The 19,822-nt window shown below is 36.9% G+C and carries 19 protein-coding genes; 1 reads left to right on the forward strand and 18 read right to left on the reverse strand.

Annotation, left to right across the window (positions count from 1 at the left end; genetic code table 11):
* Nucleotides 1-6: 6 nt before the first annotated feature.
* The 13 genes from IGL80_RS08110 to IGL80_RS08170 all read right to left on the reverse strand — a co-directional run bounded on the left by IGL80_RS08110 (nt 7) and on the right by IGL80_RS08170 (nt 14,132).
* Entirely contained in the window at nt 7-495 is a 489-nt protein-coding gene (locus IGL80_RS08110) for an NAD(P)H-dependent oxidoreductase subunit E (protein ID WP_002357722.1), read from the reverse strand.
* Nucleotides 483-1,064 (reverse strand): hypothetical protein, encoded by a 582-nt coding sequence (locus IGL80_RS08115; protein ID WP_002357724.1) that lies wholly within the window; start codon nt 1,062-1,064, stop codon nt 483-485. Before IGL80_RS08115 ends, IGL80_RS08110 begins: the two co-directional genes overlap by 13 nt.
* Entirely contained in the window at nt 1,054-1,878 is an 825-nt protein-coding gene (locus IGL80_RS08120; RefSeq protein ID WP_002360424.1) for a formate/nitrite transporter family protein, read from the reverse strand. Before IGL80_RS08120 ends, IGL80_RS08115 begins: the two co-directional genes overlap by 11 nt.
* Before the next feature lie 15 nt (nt 1,879-1,893).
* Nucleotides 1,894-2,469: a molybdenum cofactor guanylyltransferase gene (mobA, locus tag IGL80_RS08125; protein WP_002360425.1), complete on the reverse strand. Its 576-nt coding sequence runs from the start codon at nt 2,467-2,469 to the stop codon at nt 1,894-1,896.
* A 140-nt stretch (nt 2,470-2,609) separates the two neighbouring features.
* A complete protein-coding gene (locus tag IGL80_RS08130; RefSeq protein WP_002360426.1) occupies nt 2,610-3,638 on the reverse strand; it encodes a lysylphosphatidylglycerol synthase transmembrane domain-containing protein in 1,029 nt (342 codons plus the stop codon).
* Between the two features lie 19 nt (nt 3,639-3,657).
* Nucleotides 3,658-3,924, reverse strand: coding sequence for a DUF1294 domain-containing protein (locus tag IGL80_RS08135; protein ID WP_002360427.1), 267 nt, complete (start codon nt 3,922-3,924; stop codon nt 3,658-3,660).
* Between the two features lie 146 nt (nt 3,925-4,070).
* Complete coding sequence (pepT, locus tag IGL80_RS08140) at nt 4,071-5,300, reverse strand: peptidase T (protein WP_002360428.1); 1,230 nt, start codon at nt 5,298-5,300, stop codon at nt 4,071-4,073.
* A gap of 29 nt (nt 5,301-5,329) precedes the next feature.
* The gene (locus IGL80_RS08145) at nt 5,330-6,448 is read right to left on the reverse strand and encodes a Nif3-like dinuclear metal center hexameric protein (RefSeq protein WP_002360430.1); all 1,119 of its coding nucleotides are present in this window, start codon (nt 6,446-6,448) and stop codon (nt 5,330-5,332) included.
* Nucleotides 6,432-7,148 carry a tRNA (adenine(22)-N(1))-methyltransferase gene (locus tag IGL80_RS08150; protein ID WP_002360431.1) on the reverse strand — a complete coding sequence of 239 codons (717 nt, stop codon included), beginning with the start codon at nt 7,146-7,148 and terminating at the stop codon, nt 6,432-6,434. The genes IGL80_RS08145 and IGL80_RS08150 overlap by 17 nt, the downstream gene beginning before the upstream one ends.
* Nucleotides 7,149-7,350: 202 nt before the next feature.
* Nucleotides 7,351-9,993: an alanine--tRNA ligase gene (alaS, locus tag IGL80_RS08155; protein WP_002357736.1), complete on the reverse strand. Its 2,643-nt coding sequence runs from the start codon at nt 9,991-9,993 to the stop codon at nt 7,351-7,353.
* A 345-nt stretch (nt 9,994-10,338) separates the two neighbouring features.
* Entirely contained in the window at nt 10,339-11,022 is a 684-nt protein-coding gene (locus tag IGL80_RS08160; RefSeq protein WP_002381934.1) for a helix-turn-helix domain-containing protein, read from the reverse strand.
* A 516-nt stretch (nt 11,023-11,538) separates the two neighbouring features.
* Nucleotides 11,539-12,897, reverse strand: a complete 1,359-nt coding sequence (locus IGL80_RS08165) for a DEAD/DEAH box helicase (protein WP_002404513.1) — start codon at nt 12,895-12,897, stop codon at nt 11,539-11,541.
* Nucleotides 12,898-12,950: 53 nt separating this feature from the next.
* Nucleotides 12,951-14,132 carry a VanZ family protein gene (locus IGL80_RS08170; RefSeq protein WP_085366479.1) on the reverse strand — a complete coding sequence of 394 codons (1,182 nt, stop codon included), beginning with the start codon at nt 14,130-14,132 and terminating at the stop codon, nt 12,951-12,953.
* A 55-nt stretch (nt 14,133-14,187) separates the two neighbouring features.
* Between IGL80_RS08170 and IGL80_RS08175 the strand changes: the two genes are divergently transcribed.
* Complete coding sequence (locus IGL80_RS08175) at nt 14,188-14,586, forward strand: hypothetical protein (protein WP_002382283.1); 399 nt, start codon at nt 14,188-14,190, stop codon at nt 14,584-14,586.
* Nucleotides 14,587-14,646: 60 nt separating this feature from the next.
* Here IGL80_RS08175 and IGL80_RS08180 read toward each other — a convergent pair whose 3' ends face one another.
* The 5 genes from IGL80_RS08180 to IGL80_RS08200 all read right to left on the reverse strand — a co-directional run bounded on the left by IGL80_RS08180 (nt 14,647) and on the right by IGL80_RS08200 (nt 19,707).
* Nucleotides 14,647-14,985, reverse strand: a complete 339-nt coding sequence (locus IGL80_RS08180) for a zinc ribbon domain-containing protein YjdM (protein WP_002357741.1) — start codon at nt 14,983-14,985, stop codon at nt 14,647-14,649.
* Nucleotides 14,986-15,098: 113 nt separating this feature from the next.
* Entirely contained in the window at nt 15,099-16,052 is a 954-nt protein-coding gene (locus IGL80_RS08185; protein ID WP_002357742.1) for a DHH family phosphoesterase, read from the reverse strand.
* Between the two features lie 13 nt (nt 16,053-16,065).
* Complete coding sequence (locus IGL80_RS08190; RefSeq protein ID WP_002357743.1) at nt 16,066-17,385, reverse strand: DRTGG domain-containing protein; 1,320 nt, start codon at nt 17,383-17,385, stop codon at nt 16,066-16,068.
* 9 nt (nt 17,386-17,394) lie between these two features.
* Entirely contained in the window at nt 17,395-18,069 is a 675-nt protein-coding gene (locus tag IGL80_RS08195; RefSeq protein WP_002361745.1) for a metal-dependent hydrolase, read from the reverse strand.
* A 204-nt stretch (nt 18,070-18,273) separates the two neighbouring features.
* A complete protein-coding gene (locus IGL80_RS08200; protein WP_002360436.1) occupies nt 18,274-19,707 on the reverse strand; it encodes an MFS transporter in 1,434 nt (477 codons plus the stop codon).
* Between the last annotated feature and the right edge of the window lie 115 nt (nt 19,708-19,822).

Below are 19,822 nucleotides of genomic sequence, written 5' to 3' on the forward strand. Positions count from 1 at the left end.
CACCTCCTACAGTCCTTCATAGCAATCATTTTGTAAATGTTGAATTAATTGATAAATTTTCTCTTCTGTTAGTTGACTAAAAACGGTGTCCTTAATTTTAATTACTGGACCTAAATCACAAGCCCCGATACAAGGAATACTGTGATACATAAATAAGCCATCTGGTGTCGGCTGATTCTCTGGCACTTCTAAAATGGTTTCTAAAACTTCGGCAACCATCGCCCCACCAGTATAATGACACGGTGTGCTGTTACAAATCTTCAAGACATACTTCGCTTGCGGTTCCGTCTTTAAAATGGCATAAAAACTGACGATTTCATAGACTCGCGCTTCCGTTAAATGTAGATGCTCTGCAACTAATTGAGCTGTCTCCTGATCGATATACCCTTCCTCTGAAGCAAATTGTAATTCAATTAAAATATTTAAAATTCGTTGTGGATCAGCATCGTTTTCTAGAATAATCGCTTCTTTTTCAATTAAGCTTAATGCACACATTCCTTTTTATTCCCCCTTTTTAGTGAAACTTGAAGTTGTTCTCCTTGATAATAGATACGCAATTCTTTTGGTATTTCAGCAGATAGTAAACAAAAATCGGCTTTATCTATGACTTTTTTTGCTGATTCTTTTTGGCGATTCTGGTTATTCATCATAAGAAATAGTCCTGGCTGCACAACATTACGTAATGAATTTGATTCACAAATGATTAATGCTTGGGCCGGCACAGCTTTCAGAAATTGCTGAATGGCTTCCGCCAAATTTTCTTGAAAAACTTTCAATAGAAAAACTTTTTGACAACCTGCAGCTAATAATTTCATGGTATCTTTATTGCCAATCGTCTCTTGCTCTTCTACTAATTCATAACCAGCTGTAATACTGGTACAAATTCCGCATCCTTTTGTGCCTCGTTGACACACCCCTCGTTGACCACTAATCGTAATAATCTTCAAGCCATAAATTGGATAGACTTCTTGGTACTGTTTAATAAGGGCTTCGGCTAATGTCGTTTTGCCACTATTCCGACCAGTAGAACCAATTTGAATCATGTTTGGTATCTCAATTGCCATAGAGCTCCTCCGTCTGAATCGTTTTCTCAACTCTTGGTTTGACAGTTGCTGGTTTTGTCATAAAGATCAATGGTACGGCCATAAAAAGACTGCCACCTACTGCATTGCCTAAAAATACCCATAATGTATTCTGCAAATAATCCCACCAACTGATTGTGGTACTTTGTGAAAAAATTGCCGCTGGAATAATAAATGCATTGGCGACCACGTGTTGAAACCCACAAACAACGAAAACCATGACAGGAAACCATAATCCAAACATTTTACCTAAATATGATTTTGCCAACGCTCCGAGATAAACCGCTAAACAAACAAAAATATTACAGCCAATCCCTGAAACAAAAGCAACTATCGGTGGATCAGCAATTTTCGCCTGAGCAACTGCGACTGTTTTATCCAGAAACGCACCTTCAGTTAACCCAACAATATGGCCAAATAAATACGCCACAAGAAATCCGCCTAGACAATTGGTCAATAAAACAACTAGCCAGTTATAACAAAGAGCGCCCACTCGAACCTTTTTCTGTAATACGCCTAATGTCATTACCATCATATTGCCTGTTGCTAACTCACCACCAACAAAAGTAAGCGCTATCAATCCAACTGGAAATAAAGCTCCACCCAGAAAGTTGTTAAAACTTCCCCATTCTGTGGGGGCGGTTCCAGTGATACGAATAAACGCCAAGTAACCTAGTGCAATACAAAAACCAGCCATGATGCCTAAAATACAGAGTCGAACAAACGATAATTTCCCTTTCATTTCTGCCTTATCACCTAAGCTTGCAACTATTTCTTCACTACTGAAAAAATCCATTACGATTACTCCTTTTTATCGATACCACTGAGACAATTCTTCTTTTCGATTGACATTTTTAAGTTGATTCTCTTTTGATAGTTGCACCGTTTTTACAGATAGATGCTCAAATTCTTGCCGAATCTGATAGTTATTTTGCGCAAGCTGTTTTTGAAATGTTGGTAAACAAGAACATCGATAAAAGCCAAATAATGGTTCTTGACGACCTTCAAAATCAAAGATTGTTACTTGATTTTGTCCACGCTTAGAGGCTAACTGATACACAAGTTTAGGAGAAAAAGTTGGTATATCACAGGCAATTACAAACACTTCAGCTTTCTGAGTATAGTTCATTGCTGTCACAATCCCACCTAATGGCCCCTTTCCAAGATACATATCTTGAATGATTGTACATTTTCTAAACGCCTTAGGAAATTTTTGACTAGCATTCGTTACTAAAATAACCTCTTCGAACAGTTCCATTAACTTTTCAGCTGTTTGCAAGATCACGTATTGCCCTTGAATTTTCAATAATGCTTTATCAAATCCCATCCGTGAACTTTTCCCGCCGCATAACAGCACTGCTGTACAATCAGCAATAATTTTCGCCACCCCTTTACCATAATTTTTATTAGTTCAAAAAAATATTTTTTAGTCATGTATTAAGTCTATTATAAGACATCCCTCGTACAAGTCAATTCCTTTTAAAAAAAAAGAACGAGAAAAAGAGTCGCTCTTTTTCTCGTTCTACCTTATTCATCTGTTTGACGTTTTATTTCTTCAATCTCAATGCGTAATGATTTTCGTTTCTCAATGGCGACATAAACCAAGCCAATCAAAAAGGGTAACACAAAGCTACCAAATCGATACAGTAAAACAGATGCTACAGCATCAACATTGCCGACCAATGGTTTAAACAACAATAAGTAAACAAATTCAAATGGACCAATGCCAGCAGGTGTTGGAATAACTCCTGAAAGAATAACAGCAAAACTGGTAAAGGACATCACTAATAATAAATCAATATTCGGGTGATTTTCTACTAAAACAATGTAAGGAATAATGTACCAAAATAATAATTTAAATACATTCCATGAAAAGATTCGAAGCAACGCTGAGCGATCTTGTGTAATTGTTTGGACAGCCGCACGCAAGGAATAGATTTGTAAATTACAATTATCCACCCAATCTCTTAGTTTTGGTCGTTTAAACCAACGATTGGCAAACTTAACCAATAAAACTTGCAACTTTAAGCTACTAGATAAAATAAGTAATGCTGCAATTATTACTAATGTTAAAATAACACCTGCTAAAATGAATGGAATCATCTTAGGCGCATTTTCATAAAACAGGGAAAATTGAATAATCAAACCAATAATTGCTAAAAAAATCACGGCTGCTTTGTACATAATCATATGTAATGCCGTTATCCCCACACTTTTAGAAACAGGAATTCCCTTTTTCTTATAAAAATAAATTTCTGAAAGCAAGGTTCCCGTGCCAAACGAAATAATCCGATAAAATGCTACATAACAAGAAGTAAAAAAACCATCCACTGTTGTAAAGTCTTTGTTAAAATAACGAGCTATTTCCTTGATTGAGCGCCCTTCTGCAAATTGATAAACTACACCAAAAAAAATAACAGCAATCAGCACCAGCCAACTCGTTTCCATCAGTTGAGCAAAAATATCACTTAATGAATTATCCATGACATAAAAGATTACGCCTAAAACGATAATCATTAACAACATATTTAAGCCAATTTTTACTTTTCCTTTCATCGCTTCTCCTTTTTTGTTCTTACTTAAACGTTAGATAGATGCAACTAATCATCGCGATTACGCCAATTGAATAACACAATGCAAAAACTGGTTTTTGGGTTTTATGATGAAATTTCTTTTGTCCCATTAGCCCACCTAGACCGCCACCGACAAGTCCTATCGTCAATAAGCGGCGTTCTGGAATACGCCAGTTCCCACGTTTTGCTTGTTTTTTATCATAACCCATCATACTAAACAATACTAAATTAATGACGAGGAAATAAATGATTACTATCCACTGAAGCATTCTTTCTGGCCTCCTAACTAGTTACTGTACTAGGATACCTTGTTCTGATTCTAATTGCAAAAAAATTTTTCAATGACTCATGAAACTACAACAGGAAAGTAAGTTCTCGGTTGCCCGTTTTCTTACTTTCCTATTGAGTGCCTCATTTATTTTGCATTTAATTCAGCAATTTTAATAATCACATTGGTCGCTTTTTCCATGGCTTGTAATGAAACAAATTCAAAACGGCCATGCATATTTTCGCCACCAGCAAAGATATTTGGTGTTGGAATCCCTAAATAAGAAATTTTTGAGCCATCCGTTCCACCGCGAACAGGTTCAATAATTGGTTGAATTGACAATTCTTCCATTGCTTGTTTAGCAATTTCGACAATGGACATATCTTTTTCAATCACTTCTCGCATATTATAGTATTGATCAAATAAATCAACTTTGATTCGTTCTTCATCAAATGGTGCATTCAATGTTTGCTGAATTTCTTTAATTTTAGCTTTACGTGCTTCAAAAATCTCGCGATTGTGATCGCGAATAATATACGTCATTGTAGCTTCTTCTGGCGTTCCAGCAAACGCTGCTAAATGATAAAAGCCTTCTTCACCTGCTGTTTTTTCTGGAACTTCGTCAGCAGGTAAGGCATTATGGAAATCAATTCCTAATTGTAACGCATTAATCATTGTATTTTTTGCTGTTCCTGGATGAACGTTTTTCCCTTGAATTGTAATTTCTGCTTGCGCCGCATTAAACGTTTCAAATTGTAATTCACCTACTGGTCCGCCATCCATTGTATAAGCAAAATCCACGTTAAATTGAGCGACATCAAATTTGTCGGCACCTACACCAATTTCTTCGTCAGGACCGAAAGCCACACGAATGGTGCCATGTTTAATTTCTGGGTGATTAATTAAATATTCCATTGCTGTCATTATTTCCGCAATACCTGATTTATCGTCAGCTCCTAATAAAGTGGTACCATCGGTTGTAATAAGTGTTTCACCACGATAATTTTTTAAGTTAGGAAAGTCTTTCGTATTTAAAGTGAATTTGCCTTCTTTATCTAAAGGAATCGTTGATTCTCCGTCATAGTTCTCAACAATTTGCGGAGAAACATTCACTGCATTAAAATCAGCGGTATCCATATGGGCAATAAAGCCGATTGAACGAACATCTTTCTCCACGTTACTAGGTAACGTAGCAATCACAAAACCATTTGTTTCGTTATAAATAACATCGCTCATCCCTAATTCTTCTAATTCTTTTTTTAAGGTTTGTGCAAAGGCTACTTGTGTTTGTGTTGATGGTGTCGTTGTGCTTGTTGCATCTGAGCGTGTTTCTGTTTTCACATAGCGTAAAAAACGAGGTAATAAATTTTCATACATAAAAGAACACTCCTTTAATCTTCATTTTTTTATTTAAAACGAAATGGGTTGGTATTCGCTTCTGATTCAAAAATGGATACAGCCCACTCATTTTCTTGTTTCCATTGATTCATTAATTCCACAAGTTTTGGCTTACAAAGCGATTCAATGTAATGACCAGGATCGATAACTGGTAAATCTTCAGCAATCATGTCATGTGCCGTATGATAATACACATCACCAGTAATATAGACATCGGCTTGTTTACGTAATGCATCATGATAGAATTTTTCACCACTTCCACCACAAATGGCTACCCGTTGAATCATTTTAGTGTCATCTTTTGCAATGACCCGCAAGCCGTCCAATTGGAAAGCTTCCTTGACTTGCTGTACAAAATCAGAGAGTCTCACAGGCTTGTCTAATACTCCAACCCGACCTAAACCAAATTCTTTTGATTGATTTTCAATGGTATAAACATCATACGCCGGTTCTTCATAAGGATGCGCCTGTAACATAGCTTCAAGAACTTGTTCTTGCTTAGTTTCAGGGAAAATCACTTCGATTTTTGCTTCTTGGACGACACTTTCTTGACCAATTTCGCCAATCGTTGGATTTGCTCCTTGTGTTGGTGTAAAACGTCCTGTTCCAATTAAAGAGTAACTTGTTTTAGAATAATCACCTTGAGACCCGGCGCCAGCTAGACCTAAAGCTTCTCTCATTTGCTGAGCTTCATCAATTGGCACAAAAACGGCTAATTTTTTATAAGGAACAGTATGTGTTTTAGTTAAAAAGGTGGTCTGTTTAATTCCCAATAATTCACAAAACCAATCATTTAGCCCATTGTCAATAATATCCATGTTAGTATGCGCTGCGTAAACAGCAATATCGTGTTTTAATAAATCAGCGTACATTTTTTCTTGAAAATTATCTGTGGTTAATCGCTTAACTGGGCGGAAAATAGGTGGGTGTTTCGCAATAATTAAATCAACCTGCTTCTCAATTGCTTCTGCAACGACCTCAGGACGAACATCTAAGGTAACCATCACATTTTCAATTGGTTTATCTAACGTACCAATGTGCAAGCCCACAGGATCTCCCGTTTCAGCTAGCCACTCGGGACAATAGTCATTGAAGCGTCGAATCAATGTCTTACCGTTCACAGCCATTGGCCAGCACCTCCTCAATTAATTGTTGGTCTTGCTGTAGTTTCACTTGTTTTTCAATATGTTCTCCACTTGCTTTTGCTAGTTGTGCAAGAACAGTTTTGCGCTGTTTTAATTCTCGTTGCCATTTTTTGGTAAAAACGGGTCCTTGTTTTTTAATTAAAACTGGCCCAAATAGTAATTCTTGGTCCGTATAAGAAACGGATTGCTCTGTTTTTTCGGCTACGATAATTTCATACAACTTACGGTTTTCTTCCACGATTGTTTCATCAATAATACTGTAGTCGTTTGCCATTAACCAGCGTCGTAAAGTTGGTTCACCAATATTCGGTTGTAAAACAAGGCGTTCCTTCCCTGTTAAACGATTTTTTTTGCGTCCAGCTTCTAAAATATCTCGGATTAATGTGCCGCCCATTCCACAAATACTAATGACGTCTATTTGATCTTCAGGTTCAATTGCATCTAGCCCGTTCGCTAAACGTACGATAATTTTATCCGTCAAATTGGATTTACTGACTTGGGTTTTGGCAGATTGATAAGGTCCTTCTACCACTTCCCCAGCCACAGCAAAAGACAGTTTATTTTCTAACATTAAAGCAACTGGTAAATAAGCATGGTCTGAACCAATGTCTGCTAAGCGACTTCCTCTAGGGATTAAATCACCAACCGTTGCGAGACGTTTTGATAATTGATTTTCATTCATATTTTTGATTCCTCCGTTGCTTATTATACCATTGTCAATTGAAGATGAAAACTTACACATTCGTGCAATCTACTGTTTTCTCTCCTTAATCACTTATAAAAAAGAACCCCCTTCAAAATCAATTTCATAACTTTGAAGAGGGCTGTCATTATTGCTATAAAGAGCATTCTCCTTATATTAATAATAGGGAAAACATTTTTAATTAGGCATTTGCCAACCAGTTTTCAACTTCTGCTAAGGCATCCGCAATCCCTGCTGGATTTTTCCCACCAGCTTGAGCCATATCAGGACGACCACCGCCGCCACCGCCAACTTTTGGCGCAATTGCTTTGATTAAGTCACCGGCTTTTAAGCCTTTTCCGTTCATGTCTTTTGTCATAGCCGCTAACAAGCTTACTTTTTCATCTTGTGCAGTTGCTAGAACTAGTACATCAGACAATTCTTTTTGTTTCCATTGGTCAGCCAATTGGCGTAATTGATTCATGTCTTTAACATTGACTTGAGCGGCAATATAACGAACACCATTGATGTCTTTGACATCTTTAAAAATGTCACCAGCTTGTTGGTTCGCTAATTTGCCTGCCAATTGTTCGTTTTCTTTTTGTAGATCACGTAATTGTTGTTGCAATTGCTCTGTTTTGGTAACCACTTCTTTTAATTGAGGTGATTTAACTAATGTAGCAATCTCTTTCAATTGACGTTCTTCTTCTTGTAAAAGTTGATACGCTTCTTTACTCGTCACTGCTTCAATACGGCGTACTCCTGCACCAATTCCAGATTCAGAAACAATTTTGAAAATCCCGATATCTTCTGTATTAGCAACGTGTGTTCCACCACATAATTCGATAGAGTAATCCCCAATATTAACTACACGGACTTCTTTGCCATATTTTTCGCCAAATAACGCCATTGCGCCCATGTTTTTCGCTGTATCAATATCTGTTTCAATTGTGACAACAGGAATAGCTTCCCAAATTTTTTCGTTAACGATGGCTTCCATCCGCGCTAGTTCTTCTGATGTAACTTGCCCAAAATGAGTAAAGTCAAAACGTAGATGTCCTGGTGCAACTAATGAGCCTGCTTGGTTGGCATGCTCCCCTAACACATCTTTTAAAGCACGATGCAATAAATGGGTTGCCGTATGGTTTTTCAAAATACGTGTCCGCATCCGTTCGTCCACTTGCAATTGATAAATTTGGCCTTCAGCTAATGGCGCCAAAACTTCTACTTTGTGTAAAAATTGACCATTTGGTGCTTTTTTCACATCCACCACGTTGGCAACGACTTCCCCTGCGGTATTTTTTACATAGCCGCGGTCAGCAATTTGTCCACCCATTTCAGCATAAAATGGTGTTTCAGCAAAAATTAATTCGGCTGTTCCTGCAGATGCTTCATTTACTAGTGCGTCACCTTGAATAATAACAAATAATTCACTATCATGTGTTAATTCTGTATAGCCAACAAATTTACTTTCTACTTTAATATCTGTTAATAAAGCAGATTGAACACCCATTGAAGTTTCTTTACTGCGGGCAGAACGAGCGCGTTCACGCTGTGCTTCCATTTCTGTTTCAAACCCAGCATGGTCGACTTTCAAGCCTTCATCTTCTGCAACTTCTTCCGTTAATTCTACTGGGAAGCCAAAAGTATCATAAAGTTTGAAGATAATTTTTCCATCTAATGTATCGCCTTTTGCATCTTTAACTTCTTTAATAACCTCATTTAACATGCTTAAACCTTCATTGATGGTTTCATGGAAACGTTCTTCCTCTGTCCGAACCACTTTTTCGATGAAGTCTTTTTGTTGTAATACTTCTGGATAGTAGCTTACCATGATTTCGCCAACAACAGGCACTAATTTGTATAAAAAGGCTTCATTAATGCCTAATTTTTTCCCGTGCATTACCGCACGACGTAATAAACGACGTAACACATAGCCACGACCTTCATTTGAAGGAAGCGCACCATCACCAATTGCAAAGGATAAGGCACGAATATGGTCAGCAATCACTTTAAAGGAAACATCCGTTTGTGGTGCATCTCCATATTTCACGTTGGTTCCTAAAGCTTCTACCGCATGAATGATTGGCATAAATAAATCAGTTTCAAAATTTGTTGGTGCATCTTGAATGATAGATACAACACGTTCCAAGCCCATGCCCGTATCAATGTTTTTATGTGGTAATGGTTCATACGTATCTTCTGGTGTATGGTTAAATTCAGAGAACACTAAGTTCCAAATTTCTAAATAGCGTTCATTTTCGCCACCAGGATAATTTTCTGGATCATCTTCTGGAATATCTAAAAATTCTTCGCCGCGATCATAAAAGATTTCCGTATCCGGACCACTTGGACCAGCACCGATATCCCAGAAGTTATCTTCTACATCAATAATATGGTCTTCAGATAAACCAACTTCATCACGCCAAATGCGTTTTGCTTCTGTATCTTTCGGATAAACAGTCACATATAATTTTTCTGGGTCAAAAGCAAGCCATTCAGCACCAGTTAAAAATTCCCAGGCCCAGTGAATCGCTTCATTTTTAAAATAATCTCCAATTGAGAAGTTCCCTAACATTTCAAACATTGTATGATGACGAGCCGTTTTCCCAACATTCTCAATATCATTTGTACGAATAGATTTTTGAGCATTCGTAATTCTTGGATTTTCTGGCACAACAGAGCCATCAAAATATTTTTTCAAGGTTGCAACACCAGAGTTAATCCATAATAATGTTGGATCGTTTACTGGTACTAAAGAAGCGCTTGGTTCTACTGAATGTCCTTTAGACTTAAAGAAGTCTAAATACATTTGGCGAACTTGACTACTTGTTAATTCTTTCATTGATTTTCCTACTTTCTATTAATAATTAACTATTTATATTTTGTACCCTCTTAAGTGGCAGATTGTGAACACAAAAAACACCATTGCAGTCAAGGACGATTGCTCGCGGTACCACCTTGATTGCAATGATGTTGGATCATTACCTCTTAAGCTCTATAACGCAGAGTCGCGTTGATATTTCTATCAAGTCCATCTAAAGGGAGCAAGTAAATTTATCTGATGCCCTTCTCTCAGCAATGAACGGCTTTCTGTGATCAAAATAAGATTCCTCATATCCTTTAGCTTATAGTCAAAAGTATAAGAAAGATCTGCTAAAAAGTCAATTGTTTTCGTAGGAATCTTTCCTTACTGAGCTGTTTCAAATAACGTTTGCTCTAAATAAGGCAAAATTTGTTCATTTATTTGATACCCTTTTCCCCAAGAGGTTGTAATAATCTCTTCGTTCATACCTGCATCACTAAATTTTTGTTTCACTCGTTTACATACGAAAGACAGCTGCGATTTTGTAGAAGCATCTGGTTCTTTCTGCCAAAGCAAGCGACAAATTTGATCACGATCCAACCCTTCGTGGGCATGCTGATACAAGATTTTTAAAAAGCGTTGTTCGTTTTTTGTAAAGCGAATCTTTTTTACTTGGTCATCAAGTAGCTCGGCTGTGACTTCGGCAAAACTTTGATCGACAGTGTCAATTTTTTCACGAATATCTTCCAATGAATCTTTGAGGCCTAACCACCGGATAATACCTCTTTCCTGCCAAATCTCCGCTTCACGTTTATTACACATCGATTGTGAACGTCGATAAATCGGCTTCTCTAACGATGAAAGACTTCCTAATAATCTCAAGCAATCGTTCTGAGATAGTGTTTCGCTTAATACAATTGCATCAAAATAATTAAAAAAAGTTAACTCATGTTCTATAGTTTCTTCACAGCAGTTCGTACAAAAGACTTCATAATTTAAATGTTGTAATTGCTGCTGAAATGTTTGCTCAACTAAAATGTTCTTTGTTAATACCAAAATCCTTCTCATTTCTTCTTTCCTCCTAGAACTCTTTCTGCTACCAATAACTAAACGCACCAATCAAAATACGTTACCAAATCGCGTGTTTTCTCCATCGATTGGTTAATAAACACCTTTTTATCTTCATCTCTCTTCGCTCCTTTATTCTTTATTTTGGTGGTTATTTATATTATATTAGAAAATGATTTTTTTTGTGTGTAAAATTTTTTTATCCTCCGTAAAAAAAAATGAATTTCCTTTAATATCAACTAATAAAGCTGATTTTTTAACAAAAAAAGTGCCGAAACTTCTGTAATTTTATTATTTTTTTCTCGAGAAAACATCAAAATGTTGATGTTTAACACTAACATTTTGATGTTTTCGACAAAAATCTTTACAATTAATCGGTAATTTTCTCTACTTTTAACGATAACTACTTTTAAAAAAGAGTTATTTTAAAAGTGACTTAAATATTTATCATATAAAAAGTAAGGGACTAAAATCTTTACGATTCTAGTCCCTTACTTTTTATAATCCACAACGTTTTTAGTTAGAAGAATTCTTTTTTGCTTTTCTAGCAGAACGATCTTTTTGACGACGTTCAATTTTACGTTTTTTCTTATTGCTGTCTTCAATTGCCCAATTAATTTTTTTCTTGTATCCTGGTTTAATTTTTTTCTTTTTCTTTTTCACTAAACCAATTAACGTTGGGTCTAATTCTTCTCGAGATTTTTCTCGTTTTGTTCGACGATTACGATCATACGTCTCTACAATCTCACCATTTTTAATTTCTTTTGGTTTGAAAGAAACACCTAACTGCTCAATCTGAGTAATCGCTTCATCATCTGCTGGTGAATATAATGTTATGGCAGTCCCATTCAATCCATTACGTCCTGTGCGGCCAACCCGATGGATAAAGAAGTCCAATTCATGTGGAACTTCTGCATTGATGACATGTGAAACCCCTTCAATATCAATCCCACGTGCGGCTAAATCAGTAGCTACTACATATTGGTAGTCAAGATTTTGAACTTGACGCATCACACGTTTTCTTTCGCGTGGTGTAATGTCTCCATGAATTTTGGCAACTTTTAGGCCCTGATCTTTTAAGTAATCGGTGATTTCATCAACTCTTTGTTTAGTATTTGCAAAAACAATCGCTAAATAAGGATGCCCGATAGTCAATAATTGATAAATTATTTGATTGCTGTTTTTTCCTTTGGTGGAAATCAACCAATTGTCAATTGTTTCTGAAATAACTGCTTTTGGTTTGATATGTTCAATCACTGGATTTTCTAAATATTTTTTTAAAAATGGTCGTAATTTTTCTGGAATGGTTGCAGAAAAAACGAGCATTTGTAATTTTTCTGGCAAACGACCGGCAATTTGATCGACTTCTGCTAAAAAGCCCATATCTAATGTCATGTCTGCTTCATCGACAACAAAGGCAAAAGCCGTATGCACTTTCAAGGCTTGTTCATTCATCATATCTAAAATACGCCCTGGTGTACCAATCACCACATGAGGTTGCTGATGCTTTAATTTATTTAATTGACGTTGTTTATCTGTTCCGCCAACAAAATTTGACACTTGAATTTCTGGTTGACTGAAACGAGCCAGTTGCTGCGCTTCTTGATAAATTTGATTGGCTAATTCACGACTAGGCGCAGTAATCACAATTTGTACTTCGTCGATAGTTGGCTTAACTTTATCCATTAATGGAAGTAAAAAAGTATGCGTCTTTCCACTTCCTGTTTGCGATTGTCCAATGACACTTTTCCCTTTCTTAATGATTGGGATTAATTTTTCTTGGACTTCTGTTGGTTCTTCAAACCCTTTTTCTGCGAGTGCTTCGTTGATAAAAGGTTGAAATTGAAATTGTTTAAATGAAGGCACTTGCCTCACCTCTTCTCGTTAAATTCTTTATGCACTTTGGCATTATAACACAAAAACAACTTTTACTCACCTGCTGATTCCTTTGTTTTCGCAACTTCTAATGTACTGACTGTATAAGTGTGGCTGGCTTTTTCATAAAACAAACGCCGTTTTTTACGAATCAAGGTTAACAAAACGTTGATCAAAAACAATAAATATAAAATTAAACAGAACAAATACAGAAGCAGTGACACCATTTGCAACATCCGATTAGAAGAATTCAATAAATCAGTGGCATTAGCTAGATAAATACTAATTAAACCATACACAAAATACAAATAACCATAGCGAACAAACAAGGCTTTTAAACGAATTTTTTCATGTCCTGATTCAACCACCCGAATGCGAACAACTTTTTTCCCTAACGTTTGACCATTTGTCAGTTTCATCATGACGATAAAGACCGCAAACACCATGATAAAGAACCACATCCGATCTGAAAAAATCGGATAATTGGTTGCCCAATTTTTATAAGCTGGAATGAAATTTAGTCCAAAAACGAGCAGGCCTTGCACAAAGCCAATCACCAACCAATCAATCCCCCATGCAAAGAAACGTCTCAACAGGCTAACTGTCTGCCCTTTTTCATAAGAGGTGGCATCAATTTCTTCTCGTGTTGGCAATAAAAAGGTAAAGAGTGGCGTCAACCAATAACCGACCATGCCTCCGACGGTATTATTAATTAAATCATTGACATCCGCCAAGCGATACGAACGTGGATAAATAAAATAAAGGCCAGATAACTGTGTTAATTCAAAAAATAATGACAATAAAAAACTCGCAAGAACTGTTTTTAAAAATGAACATTTGAAATAATACCGTAAATACACACCAAAAGGTAAAACTAATAAAACATTAAACAGTGGTTCTAAAACGGCATGCTGTTTTAATGCTGGCAAATACGTACTAGGATCTTTGAGCGAAAAAACAGTTTCATTTAAAATCCCTGAAATAAAATGAAAAGGCCGCAGTTCCATTGTTGGTCCTGTGTATTGAGCCACTTCTGCCCGAGATGGCAACGGTAAAATTACCAAGAAATAGGCACATAATAAATAAAAAACAAATGAATACAAAATCATTGCTCGTGTCCAAACAAATGAACCATATTTGCGGTATTCATAGATTAATAATGCCCCAGAAATAAAAAATGCTAGAAACGGGAAAATAATGATTGCCCATTTAATTGGTTCGCTATATACTGCCATAAAAATTCCTCCAAGATAAACAATTTCAAGTATGAATGCCTCAATAACACTATACTTGTTTCTAAAAAAATGTACCAACAATAAATTTTATTTTGCAAATCCTCTCCTTTGCAGTATCATTAAGAAAAAGGAGGACGTTCTCATGTTACAGCCATATTTTGCGTTTGGAGTGCCGCTATTTTTACTTGTGCTCTACTTGCTCTTTGCACTGATTCACCGTCAAACAACGATTCATTATTTACGGTTTATTTTGTTACTTATTTCAACATTTCTCATGGTTTTTAGTTTCCAAGTATTGCAAGAATCATGGACCATCAACCCTGAAACGTTAAAAGATGCCGCTTATTCTCCGCAATGGTTATGGATTCCTTTAGGTATCGGGTTAATCCTCACACTTTACAACGCTTGGCACGGCCTTCGTACAATGATAAAATACAAGACCGATAAACATTAGTAAGAGTCTAGGACGATGGTTGTGTCCTAGACTCTTACTGTCTCATCATTCAAATGAAATTTAATTTTTCTTAACAAACTCTGATTTTAACTTCATTGGACCAAAGCCATCTACCTTACAATCGATGTTATGATCACCTTCCACTAAACGAATGTTTTTCACTTTTGTGCCTTGTTTAATTGCGCCACTGGCACCTTTAACTTTCAAATCTTTGATTACAGTAACACTGTCACCATCCGCTAAAAGATTACCATTTGAGTCCTTGACTACTAAGCCTTCTTCTGCAACTTCTTCTGTTGGTGACCATTCATGACCGCATTCTGGACAAATAAATAATCCGCGATCTTCATAGGCATATGCCGACCCACATTCAGGGCAGTTTGGTAATTGCTCTGTCATTAACGTTCTCCTTTGTAAAAAATAATTCTTTTTCATTTTACCTTATTTTCTAGTGAATGAAAAGTAGTCCTAATGATTTATCAACGTCCGATAACTACTTTCTAATTACTTATTTATTTTTGAGCCCACTCTTGGCAAGCTGCTTGGATTTCTTGGTAAATCACTTCAATTTCAGCCGCATCACGTGCATTAGCGCCACTTGCCAAAGGATGGCCGCCGCCATGATGTTTTTTAGCAATTGTATTAATGATTGGTCCTTTGGAACGTAATCGAACGCGATAATAACCTTCTGGCTGTTCAACAAAGATTGCCCATGAGAGAACATCTTCAATTTTTCCTGGCATTGAAACAATGGCTGCCGTTTCAGAATCGACAATATCATAACTGTTTAAAATACTTTGTGGTAAAACGACACGAGCAGCGCCATTTGCGTCGATTTCTAAATTTTGATAAATATAACCCGCTAATTTAGCAACCTTTAAAGGCATTTGGTCTAACTCACGATTTAAGTCTGCGGCATTAAAGTTAAACGTACGCAATTGCGCAGCGACAGCGAGTGTATGCGCCGAAGTGGAAGGATAAAGAAAACGTCCTGTATCCCCCACAATCCCAGCATACAATAAACGAGCTGCATTATCTGTCATCGTTAATTCTGCTAAATGCTGTTGCCAAAAATCAACAATAATTTCACTACAACTACTTGCATTTGTATTCACCCAAACTAAATCTCCATAAGGTTCATCATTCGGATGATGATCGATTTTAATTAATTGATCGCCTAAAGAAAAACGCGCATCACTAATTCGTGGAGCATTTGCAGTATCTGTTACAATGACTAATGCACCTCGATAGACATCGTCAGTAATAACGTCCATTTCAGCTAAAAACTCTAAGCCTTCCACTGGTCCGCCTACTTGATAAATATTTTTTTCAGGAAAGCTCGCTCTTAAGAGTTCTGCTAACCCAACCTGTGAGCCAATTGCATCTGGGTCGGGCCTTTGATGTCTATGAATAATAATTGTTTCATATTGTTTAATTGCTGCCATAATTTCTTTTACTACGTCCATTCTTTGTAGCCTCCTACGTTCTCTCCATCACTTGGCAAACAACAATTGCTTTTGCCACAATGACATTTTCTAAATAAACTTCAATATCTAATTTTGCAGAGCGACGACCAATTTCTAAAATCCGTGGACGAATGTCCAATTCACTTTCCAACTGGATTAGCCGCAAATAATGTAGATTCACTTGTTCAATTAGTACATTTCTTTTTTGATTCATCAACATTGTTCGTTGTGTCACGTTAGAAATAATTTCACTTAGGACACCGAACGAGATGGTACCAACACTGTTAACCATTTGGGGCGCAACCGAAAAACGAAAACGGGTTGTTTCTTTGCCATTTTCTTCAACAGGCATCACTTCCCCGGAAATTTGATCTGAAATTGTATCTGCAATTTGTGGTTGTCGTTGCACCAATTGCATGGCTTTCATCACATCTTGGCGAGAAACAATTCCAACAAGCGCTAAATCATCTTCCACCACCGGCATGACTTCTAGACCATCCCAAATCATTTGATGACTGACACTCGCTACACTCATCATCTTTTTCACAACATTGGGGTCCTTTGTCATGACTTTATCCACGGTTAAATGTTCACTTTTACCAATGACATCTTTGGCTGTGACAATCCCCACTAAACGTAATTTCTTATTTACTACTGGGAAACGAGAATGATGGGTACTTTCAGATAATGCCTGATAATCTGCAATCGTTTGAGTTGTCAACAAATAATTGGTTTTTTCAAGCGCTGTATAAATATCACTGACGAGTAAAATGTCTTTTTTAATCAGCTGATCACTTAAAGCACGGTTAATCATAGTAGCCACAGTAAATGTATCATATGTGGTTCTCAAGACAGGCATACCCAGACGATCTGCTAACTGCGCAATCTCTTCAGATGTTTCAAATCCACCTGTAATTAAAACAGCTGCCCCATTTTCTAAAGCAAGCTTTTGCACGCCTTGGCGGTTACCAACAATCATTAAGGATCCGGGAGTAATATATCGCGTCATCGCGGTTTCTGTCATCGCACCAATTACAAATTTATTAAGGACTTTGTCTAGACCAGAGCTACCGCCTAACACATCCCCTTCAATAATCCGGACCACTTCACCAAATGTTAATTTTTCAATATGTTTTTTTAACTTCCGCTCAATTCGTATCGTACCAACACGTTGAATGGTGGAAACAAGCCCAATATTTTCTGCATCTTTGATGGCCCGATACGCTGTTCCTTCACTAACACTTAAACTTTTGGCAATGCTTCGAACAGAGATTCGATCGCCAATTGGTAATTCTTCAATATGTTTTAAAATTTGATCATGTTTCGTCGCCATAATTTCCTCCTAAACTAGGATCGTCTCTCCTGGGTTTAATACTTTCCCGCCAACTACTTGCTCTACGAATATTGCTGGATTTTGTTGGATAACAGGAAAGGTATTGTAATGAATTGGAATGGTTATTTCGGGATTTAAGTAAGAGACTGCTTCTAGCGCATCCTCTGGTCCCATCGTATAATTATCGCCAATTGGTAAGAACGCTACATCAATGGATTTGTCTTTTGCAAAAAGGCGCATATCTGAAAACAACGCCGTATCACCAGCGTGATAAATTTTTTTATCTTCTGCTTCTAAAATAATCCCACTTGCTTCGCCCATGTAGGTCATTACGCCGTCTATTTCATAACCGGAACTATGCAAAGCTGGCACAAATTTAACCGAACCAAAAGGAAAGACATAACGCCCACCTAGATTCATTCCATGCGCTTTTACCCCTTGCGACTGTGCATACGTAGCCACTTCAGCTATCGCAATAATCGTTGCCTTGTTGGCTTGAGCAATTGCTAGCATATCGCCAATATGATCGCTGTGTCCGTGGGTGATTAAGATGTAATCAGGGTGTAAATCTTCAAGTGAAACGTCCGCTAAAGGGTTGCCATTAATAAAAGGATCAAATAAAAGGTTCGTGCCGTCGTTTAGACGAATTTCAATACATGAATGTCCATGTCCTATCAGTTCCATTTGTATTCCTCCTACAGTATTTTCTACACACTCTTATGATAATTAATCGTCAAATTCATTCTTAAAAGTAGTACAGTTTAGTACAGTTTACTTTCTTTATTGTAACAGAGAATTAGAAATATACAATCGCATTTGCTTATTTTCTTAGCTAGTAAAGAAACAGACGAGAAAAATCATGAATCTTTCTCGTCTGCTTCTTTTTACTTATTTGGTTGTTTTCCGAAAACGTAAAATCGTTAATATAAAGGCCGCCACACATAATAGAAAGGCGACAAAAAAGGTTTCACGCATTCCCACAATAAATATATCTGGGCGATTAGCCAGATACGTGGTTACTCGTTCACCATAGGCTTCGCTCATACCACGATATAAAATGGTCGTTGACAACGCAATCCCAATGACCATTCCTAAGTTTCTAGCAAAAGAATTCATACTTCCTGCTACACCTAAATCTTGCTTTTCAACACTGCTCATAACCATTGTATTGTTTGGAGACTGGAAAAGTGCATTTCCCAAGCCCATAATGGCTGTTGCAATCACATAATACCAGATAGGCGAATTCATATCTAAAAACATATACATTAACGACGTACAGCACAAGAGCAACAATCCGCCAAATGTTAAAATACCTGGGCCAATTTTATCCGTCAAATAGCCACTCAGAGGAGCCCCAACCACCATTAATAACGGAAATACCATCATTAATAGACCAGCATAACTAGCACTTAGTTTGCGTGCATCCTGCAAATAAAATGGAATGACAACATTTACAAAAAAGTTTGAGGCAAAAATTAAAACGGCGGACAATAAACTTAAAGTAAAAATTTTGTTTTTAAAAATTGCGAACTTAATAAGTGGGCTTTTTCTTTTTCGTTCAACCATTATAAATAATCCTAATGCGATTACTGCAATAATGAACAATAAATAGGATTGTAACGAGCCAAACCCGCTCTCTTGTCCGAGGAAAATCCCGCCGAAGAACGTCATAATCGCAATGGCAATACAAGCAAATCCTGAAAAATCGATTTTTTCTTTTGTTTTTGTAATATCTTTTGGTAGAAACTTTTCACCAATTAAAATTGTAACTAGCCCCACAGGAACATTAATCCAAAAAATATACGACCAAGAAAAGTTTGATAAGATCAATCCACCAATCCCAGGACCAGCAATCGCGCCTAAAGAGACAAAGGCTCCTACTGCACCAAGCGCCCGTCCTCTTTCATTTAAAGGGAATACTTCCGTAATAATTCCTGAATTGGTCGCCATGGTCATGCTAGCACCAATACTTTGAAAGACTCGCGCAAATAATAGAAAGCTCAGCGATTGATTAAAGCCACAAAGTAATGAACCAATCGTAAAAATAACCGTGCCAATTCGATAAACTTTTATTTTTCCAAAACTGTCGCCAATTTTTCCAAATAATAATAAACAAGCACAGACATCCATTAAATAAATAGATACGACCCATTCCGCTTGATTCATGGGTACGGACATTTCTTTTGAAATAGTCGGTAAAGCAATATTTACAATGCTGGAATCTAATGTAGACATGAAGGTAAACATAGCCACAGAAACTAAGATCCACCAACGATTTTTCTGCACTTCAGAATCCTCTTGGTAACTTTTAATTTTCTCCATTGATTCATCCCCTCTCGCTCCAAAACAGTTTACTTACTAATAATAACTCTATTTCTTCTTTTTTTCATCGGAAATTTTCTAAAAAATCACTCATGAGATGTTCACCTTCTTATTA

Origin of the sequence: Enterococcus sp. DIV2467a, from assembly GCF_050532945.1 — a bacterium.
Lineage (GTDB): Bacteria > Bacillota > Bacilli > Lactobacillales > Enterococcaceae > Enterococcus > Enterococcus faecalis.